The sequence below is a fragment of the Aquiflexum sp. genome (genome assembly GCF_041749095.1).
Classification (GTDB): Bacteria; Bacteroidota; Bacteroidia; order Cytophagales; family Cyclobacteriaceae; genus Aquiflexum.
On sequence record NZ_JBGTCA010000404.1, the window covers coordinates 1 to 6,031 of the forward strand.

The following is a 6,031-nucleotide window of genomic DNA, read 5'->3' on the forward strand; positions in this document are numbered from 1 at the left end:
TGGTCCGGAAAAGTGATTGCCGAAGGTGGAAAGAAATTTGACAAAGACACACAAATCATTCTGGACTACAATAAAATGGTGCAAAATGATCCCCGAGTCGAAAATGTCCTTCTTCCTATCAGAGACGGATTAATGCTTGCAAGAAAAATATGAGTATGAATAATTTAATGAACTTCAAGAGAAATTTACTGTATTGCTTTACTTTTTTAATTGGGCCGATGGCTTGGGCCCAGGTTCCACAAGTCCCCAACGAACTCCGTTTTGCAGACCTGACCATCAGAATCAACGAACAGGCAAGGAGAGAAATCCAAAGTGATGTAGATGCACTTTATCGTAGTCCGACCTATTTTCAAACAAAAGCAGAAAGGGTAAATCTTTATTTACCATTGGTGGAAAGGGAATTGAGAAATGCCGGCGTTCCATCGGATTTTAAATATCTGGTCATTCAGGAAAGCAGTCTGATACCTGATGCAGTTTCTACTTCAAATGCAGTAGGATTCTGGCAGTTCAAGCAGGGGACAGCAGAAGAAGTGTCTTTGAGGGTAGATAATCAAGTGGATGACAGGAAAAACATTGTAAACTCCACCCAAGGTGCCGCAAGATATCTGAAAAAAAATAATGCCCAGTTTGATAATTGGATGTGTGCCTTGGTGGCATACCAAATGGGTCTGGGCGGAGCCAGGGGTTATTTTGGCACCCAGTACAACGGGAAAAAGGTAATCGAAATTGATAGGAATTCACATTGGTATTTTAAGAAATTCCTTGCCCATAAAGTGGCTTTTGAATCACCTACAGTAAGATTGGCAAGCAATTCAGGGTATCTGGAAGAAATCAGGGTGCAGGGCCCTACTACTTTGAAAGCTCTTGCTTCAAGACTTGGTGTCTCCGAAACTCATTTGAAAGAATACAACAAATGGACTGCTAAAGGCAATATCCCGGATGACAGGCCATATTCCATTATTTATATTAGAGAAGACACACAACAGGCAAGACCTGCCATTGCCCAAAACCAACCTACATCTCAGCCTGCCGTCACTACTGTCAGCTCCGTCAGCAATACTGCTTACCCAAAAGTCACCGGTAACCAAACAAACGCTACCCAGCCCAATCAGATCAAGGTCAATAATATAGAAGGTATCAAAGCCGCCAAAACAACAACCCAGGAAAAATTTACTGATCAGATTGGAATAAGAGAAAATAAATTCAGAAGGATCAACGACCTCGAAAAAGATGAAAAAATAGAGGCAGGCCAGTATTATTATACAAAAGCTAAGAAAACCCGGGCTGAAGAAGAGCAGCATGTGGTACTGCCGGGAGAAACACTTTGGTCAATTTCCCAAATGTACGGGATCAAATTATCGGCTTTAAAGGCTAAAAACCGGATCAAAGAAGACAGGGACCTAAAAGCCGGAATGATGCTGAATTTGAGAGAACATATCAAAAGAGGTGAGGATATTCCCATGGTTCCTGCTTCAGAATTCAGAAAAGTAGTTGCATACAACAATCAGCAGCCATCACCTACAAATCCTGGCACGGTGAGTTCACCCCAAAATACAACAGTGCCTGACTCCGGTCCAACTACCTCCAATTCAAATGCAAAAGTAACCATCCATACGGTGGTTCAGGGAGAAAATCTCTTTCGGATCAGCCAAAAATATGGCGTATCAGTGGATGATATCAAGAAATGGAACAGATTATCAAACAATGATATAAAGATTGGGCAAAAATTGACGATTAATAAACCATGAATCTTATTTTAGCACTTTGAATTTACAAAATGCAAAAAAGAGTTTTCTCCCTTTGTCTTTTCTTCTTTGTTTCGGTCTCCTTACTCAAAGCCCAGGACAGGCTGATGCTTGCCGATACCCTGCTAATCAGTGGTGATACTATTATTATGTTGGGTGATTCAATTATCATCAGACAACAGGTAAAACCGGTCTATTGGGAAAATGGCGGTAATTTTAACCTAAGCCTTCAGCAGGTAAGTCTTTCTAACTGGAATGCTGGGGGTGCAAGCAATTTTGCTCTGAATACGGGCCTGAGTCTTTTTGCCAATTATAAAAAAGATCAGATCATCTGGGACACCAAATTAAATGTCAATGCAGGATTTAATAGTCAAGCTGAAAGAAGGTTTGCAACAAGAAAAACCAATGATAACTTTATTTTTATTAGCAAATATGGACGGGAGCTTACGGACCTTTGGTTTTTGACTACACAGTTGGAGGCAAGAACCCAATTACTTTCAGGATATCGTTATTTCAGGCCTTCAGGTGCAGAACTCGATTCCAGATCAAAACTTTCAGATTTTCTTGCGCCTGCCTATATCCAATCCTCAACAGGTTTGAATTACCGCAAGGAGTATAAAAATAAAGATAAAATCTCCCTCATTGCCTCGCCATTTACAGGCCGTTTTACGGTGGTTCTTAATGATTCTCTCAGTAATGCGGGAGCATTTGGGGTTATCCCTGGCGAAAATATACGTGCTGAAGCAGGGGTGTCTTTTGGATCCACGACCGATATTCAGATGCTTGAAAACATCAGGTGGAAAGCAGATTTAAACCTGTTCACCAATTTTGAAAGACTGGGAAATTTTGTGGTCAATCTCAACTCTGTGATTTCAATGAAAGTCAATAGATATATTACTACCCGGATTGAAACCATATTGATCTATGATGAAAGTGTGCTGATCCAACAAGCGGATGGGCCTCCCCGTCGGGCGGTCCAATTACAGAACATGATCAATTTTGGGATAGGAGTGGATTTTTAGAAATCAGTTTCCAATTGAAACCTTCGTTGCAATTCGGCCAATGCAGGAGATTTTCCCTTAAGGTACTGGAGTTTATCAGTACTCGTATATAATTTCTTTTTCCCTTCTGCCTCTTCTTTGATTTCACTTTGAATATGGATGCTGTAATTGTTCAGCTTCCTCCGTAAAAGACCCAGTACATCAGCCTTGATTTTTTGAAAAATATCCTGCTGCAATTCCCCGTTGAGGTGAAATGTTATGGTTTCGCCTTCCAATACAAATTCCTGTTTCAGAACAGTTACTTCCAGATTTTTATGGTTTGTTTTATAATCTTCAGTGATCTCAAAAAGGACTTGCTGCAATTTATCAAAATCAAATATCTCAGCCAGTTGGTCAGAATTTGATTGCTCCTTCTCTTCTTTTGATTCTTCTTTGGCTGTATTTGCCGAGGGCCTTGCCTCTACCTGTTCTTTGGCCTGACTGATACTTGTGGGAATGGAAAGCGTCCGCTGTGCTTCAGTCTTTTTGGCTGCAAAAGGATTGGCATCTTTGAAAAGTGATGCTGCAACACCTTCGTTTTTTGCAGGCTCTGATGGCTCAATCAGTCTTTTTTTTTTGACTCCTCTTGGGCCAAAACTGCCAAAGATATTGCCTGGGGCAATTTGGCCATTTTCATCAAGGCCAATTCTACATGAAGCCTTTGGTTTTTACTCGCTTTGAAATTGATATCGCATTGATTACAGATGTTCAAAGCAGATAATAAAAATGAGACGCCCGCTTGTTGGGACTGAAGCAGGTACCTTTCCTTAGCAGATTCCGACACCTGTATCAGTTCAATGGTCGCAGGATCTTTGCAGACCATCAGGTCCCTGAGATGCTCGGCCAATCCTGTTATAAAATTATGTCCATCAAATCCTTTTTTGAGAATCTCATCGAAAGTCAACAACACATCCGAAATACTTCCTGCCAAAAGTGCATCCAATACCTTGAAATAGTAATCATAATCAAGGATATGCAGATTGCTGATCGTCTCCTGATAAGTTAATTTATTACCTGCAGAGAAGGTAACGATCAGGTCAAAAATGGATAAAGCATCTCTCAATGCACCATCTGCTTTGGTGGCAATCAATCTCAATGCTTCTTCCTCAGCCTCAATTTTTTCTTCGGCAGCGATGTATTTGAGGTGTTGGGCAATATCTGCTATCTGAATTCTATTGAAATCAAAAATCTGACATCTGGAAAGTATAGTCGGGATGATTTTATGCTTTTCGGTAGTTGCCAAAATAAAAATGGCATACTTCGGGGGTTCCTCCAATGTTTTCAAAAAGGCATTGAACGCCTGATTCGAAAGCATGTGAACTTCATCTATGATATAGATTTTATATTGTCCCTGCTGTGGGGCATATCTGACCTGTTCGACAAGGTTTCTGATATCATCCACGGAGTTGTTGGAAGCAGCATCGAGTTCATGGACATTGAAAGATGCATTATTATTGAAGGCTCTACAGGAATCACACTCATTGCAAGCTTCAAAATCAGCGGTTAGATTTGGGCAGTTGATGGTTTTGGCCAAAATTCTGGCACAAGTGGTTTTCCCTACCCCTCTAGGTCCACAAAAAAGAAAAGCCTGTGCCAAATGATTGTTTTTGATGGCGTTTTTCAGGGTGGTGGTAATATGCCCCTGACCCACGACACTTTTAAAATTGGAAGGCCTATATTTTCTAGCTGAAACAACAAAATTTTCCATCACCGCAAGATATAAAATTATTGGAAACCTGTCTTAGAAGAAATCAATTCAAGAAGAAAATTTTTAATTAAGTCACTCATTTTAAGCTGAATTAAAAATCAAAAGAAATTCCGGTGTTGAAGGCGAAGATAAAAGGTGTAATTGGGACGATGGGTTTGTCCTCGTAGCTGAAATTAAAACTGTTGTTGAAAGAGAATCGGTCTGTGATTCTTGTATTCAGGTTGAAATTGCCATTAACCCTATTTCGGAATGCCTGGATCTCCCGGTCATAACCAACCTGATAATAGGTCACGGTGTTGAAATCCACGTACTCATTGATTGTCCAGCGGATAGAGACATAATTGGAATTTTTGATAAACTGAACATTCACGAAGTTTTCTTCAACAGGGTGAAACCAGGTCTCATTTTCATATAAACCCCCAAAGCCGATCACGAAAGTGAGTCTTTTGCTTTCCACTAGTTTTTTTCGCATAGTACCCCAGCAATCCATCTTGGCGCCAAGCCCCTGAAATTGTCAAATGAATACTGTAAAAAAGCTTCCAGGTTGTTCTTATTGTCGTAATTGAAAACCGTCCTGCCATGGATAAGGCCAAAGTTTATAAAATCGTTGTCATTGATCCTCAGGTAGTCAAAATTGGAGACAAAAATATAAGCATGTTTGCCGGGATGATACATGGAGTTGATGTCCCATTTGTAGCCAAATAAGTTGACCGGGGCATCCGCTGCCGCACTTCGGTTGAAGATATTGAGTCCGGCAGTGGCCTTGACAGCAAATGATTTGGCAGTGTCACTTTGTATCCGGTACCTCTCGATATTGAGGATTTGTGAAAAGGAAGAAAAGGAGACCAAAAACAGGAAAATGAAAATAATCTTTTTCAAAACAGATTTTATTTATAAGCCACTAAGGTTTCAATTTTTGAATAGGATTCCAAGGATGTTGTCGGGTTGTTGGGTTATTTCGAACGTCGAGAAATCTATTCTGCCTGAGGATTTTAGACCTCTCCTGTCGTCGAGGTGACAAGGACAAGTTAAATTCGGTCTTTAAACTTTTTATTGGTTCTGAAGTACATAGGATTCCCTTCTTATTACTTAGTGAATTATAATTAGACATTTTCTTGATTCTTGTCTCTTGTTTCTTAAATACCAACCTCTCTTTTATCAACTCACCAATCTCACGTCTCAAATCTCACGTCTCCCATCTAACATTGAACCAATTTTCCCCTATATTTGTCTCCCATTTAGAAACAATGGGGCTGACCGGTTTTGACAGTAGGTGTAAGGACTGGGCTCGCATGCAGGCCGGAGTATGTACGGACTTGAATAATTCATACGACTATAATTGGCGAAACTTCTTACGCCATGGCTGCCTAATCTATCCCTCAGGGGACACAGATAATGCTTAAAGGGTTGAGATTCGATAGATTCTCCCCGGCCACATCCCGCAACCCGCTGCTCTTTCCGGGTTGATTCTGGGGTGTCGAAATGTTAGAGCCGCTCCCTGTGAGGCTACTAAGCAGGGCTAAGACAAGTGGCTAAGT

General features: G+C 40.7%; 6 protein-coding genes and 1 pseudogene. 3 read left to right on the forward strand and 4 right to left on the reverse strand.

Features of this window, described 5'->3' with window-relative positions:
* The 3 genes and pseudogenes from ACEW8O_RS18360 to ACEW8O_RS18370 form a co-directional block, all read left to right on the forward strand.
* Positions 1 to 153, forward strand: a pseudogene (locus ACEW8O_RS18360) (methyltransferase); the annotation flags it as partial.
* A gap of 65 nt (positions 154 to 218) precedes the next feature.
* Positions 219 to 1,748, forward strand: coding sequence for a LysM peptidoglycan-binding domain-containing protein (locus tag ACEW8O_RS18365; RefSeq protein ID WP_373496084.1), 1,530 nt, complete (start codon positions 219 to 221; stop codon positions 1,746 to 1,748).
* A gap of 29 nt (positions 1,749 to 1,777) precedes the next feature.
* A complete protein-coding gene (locus ACEW8O_RS18370) occupies positions 1,778 to 2,767 on the forward strand; it encodes a DUF3078 domain-containing protein (protein ID WP_373496085.1) in 990 nt (329 codons plus the stop codon).
* Here ACEW8O_RS18370 and ACEW8O_RS18375 read toward each other — a convergent pair.
* From ACEW8O_RS18375 to ACEW8O_RS18390, 4 genes are all read right to left on the reverse strand, one after another.
* Positions 2,764 to 3,108 (reverse strand): hypothetical protein, encoded by a 345-nt coding sequence (locus ACEW8O_RS18375; RefSeq protein WP_373496086.1) that lies wholly within the window; start codon positions 3,106 to 3,108, stop codon positions 2,764 to 2,766. The genes ACEW8O_RS18370 and ACEW8O_RS18375 overlap by 4 nt on opposite strands.
* Before the next feature lie 239 nt (positions 3,109 to 3,347).
* A complete protein-coding gene (locus ACEW8O_RS18380; protein ID WP_373496087.1) occupies positions 3,348 to 4,493 on the reverse strand; it encodes a DNA polymerase III subunit gamma/tau in 1,146 nt (381 codons plus the stop codon).
* A 91-nt stretch (positions 4,494 to 4,584) separates the two neighbouring features.
* A complete protein-coding gene (locus tag ACEW8O_RS18385; RefSeq protein WP_373496088.1) occupies positions 4,585 to 4,965 on the reverse strand; it encodes a hypothetical protein in 381 nt (126 codons plus the stop codon).
* Positions 4,950 to 5,372 (reverse strand): hypothetical protein, encoded by a 423-nt coding sequence (locus ACEW8O_RS18390; RefSeq protein ID WP_373496089.1) that lies wholly within the window; start codon positions 5,370 to 5,372, stop codon positions 4,950 to 4,952. Before ACEW8O_RS18390 ends, ACEW8O_RS18385 begins: the two co-directional genes overlap by 16 nt.
* Positions 5,373 to 6,031: the final 659 nt, after the last annotated feature.

Excerpts from the sequence above, each read along its gene's own strand:
- ACEW8O_RS18365 (WP_373496084.1), top strand. The coding sequence starts at position 219 with ATGGCTTGGGCCCAGGTTCCACAAGTCCCCAACGAACTCCGTTTTGCA.
- ACEW8O_RS18370 (WP_373496085.1), top strand. The coding sequence starts at position 1,778 with ATGCAAAAAAGAGTTTTCTCCCTTTGTCTTTTCTTCTTTGTTTCGGTC.
- ACEW8O_RS18380 (WP_373496087.1), bottom strand. The coding sequence starts at position 4,493 with ATGGAAAATTTTGTTGTTTCAGCTAGAAAATATAGGCCTTCCAATTTT.
- ACEW8O_RS18385 (WP_373496088.1), bottom strand. The coding sequence starts at position 4,965 with ATGCGAAAAAAACTAGTGGAAAGCAAAAGACTCACTTTCGTGATCGGC.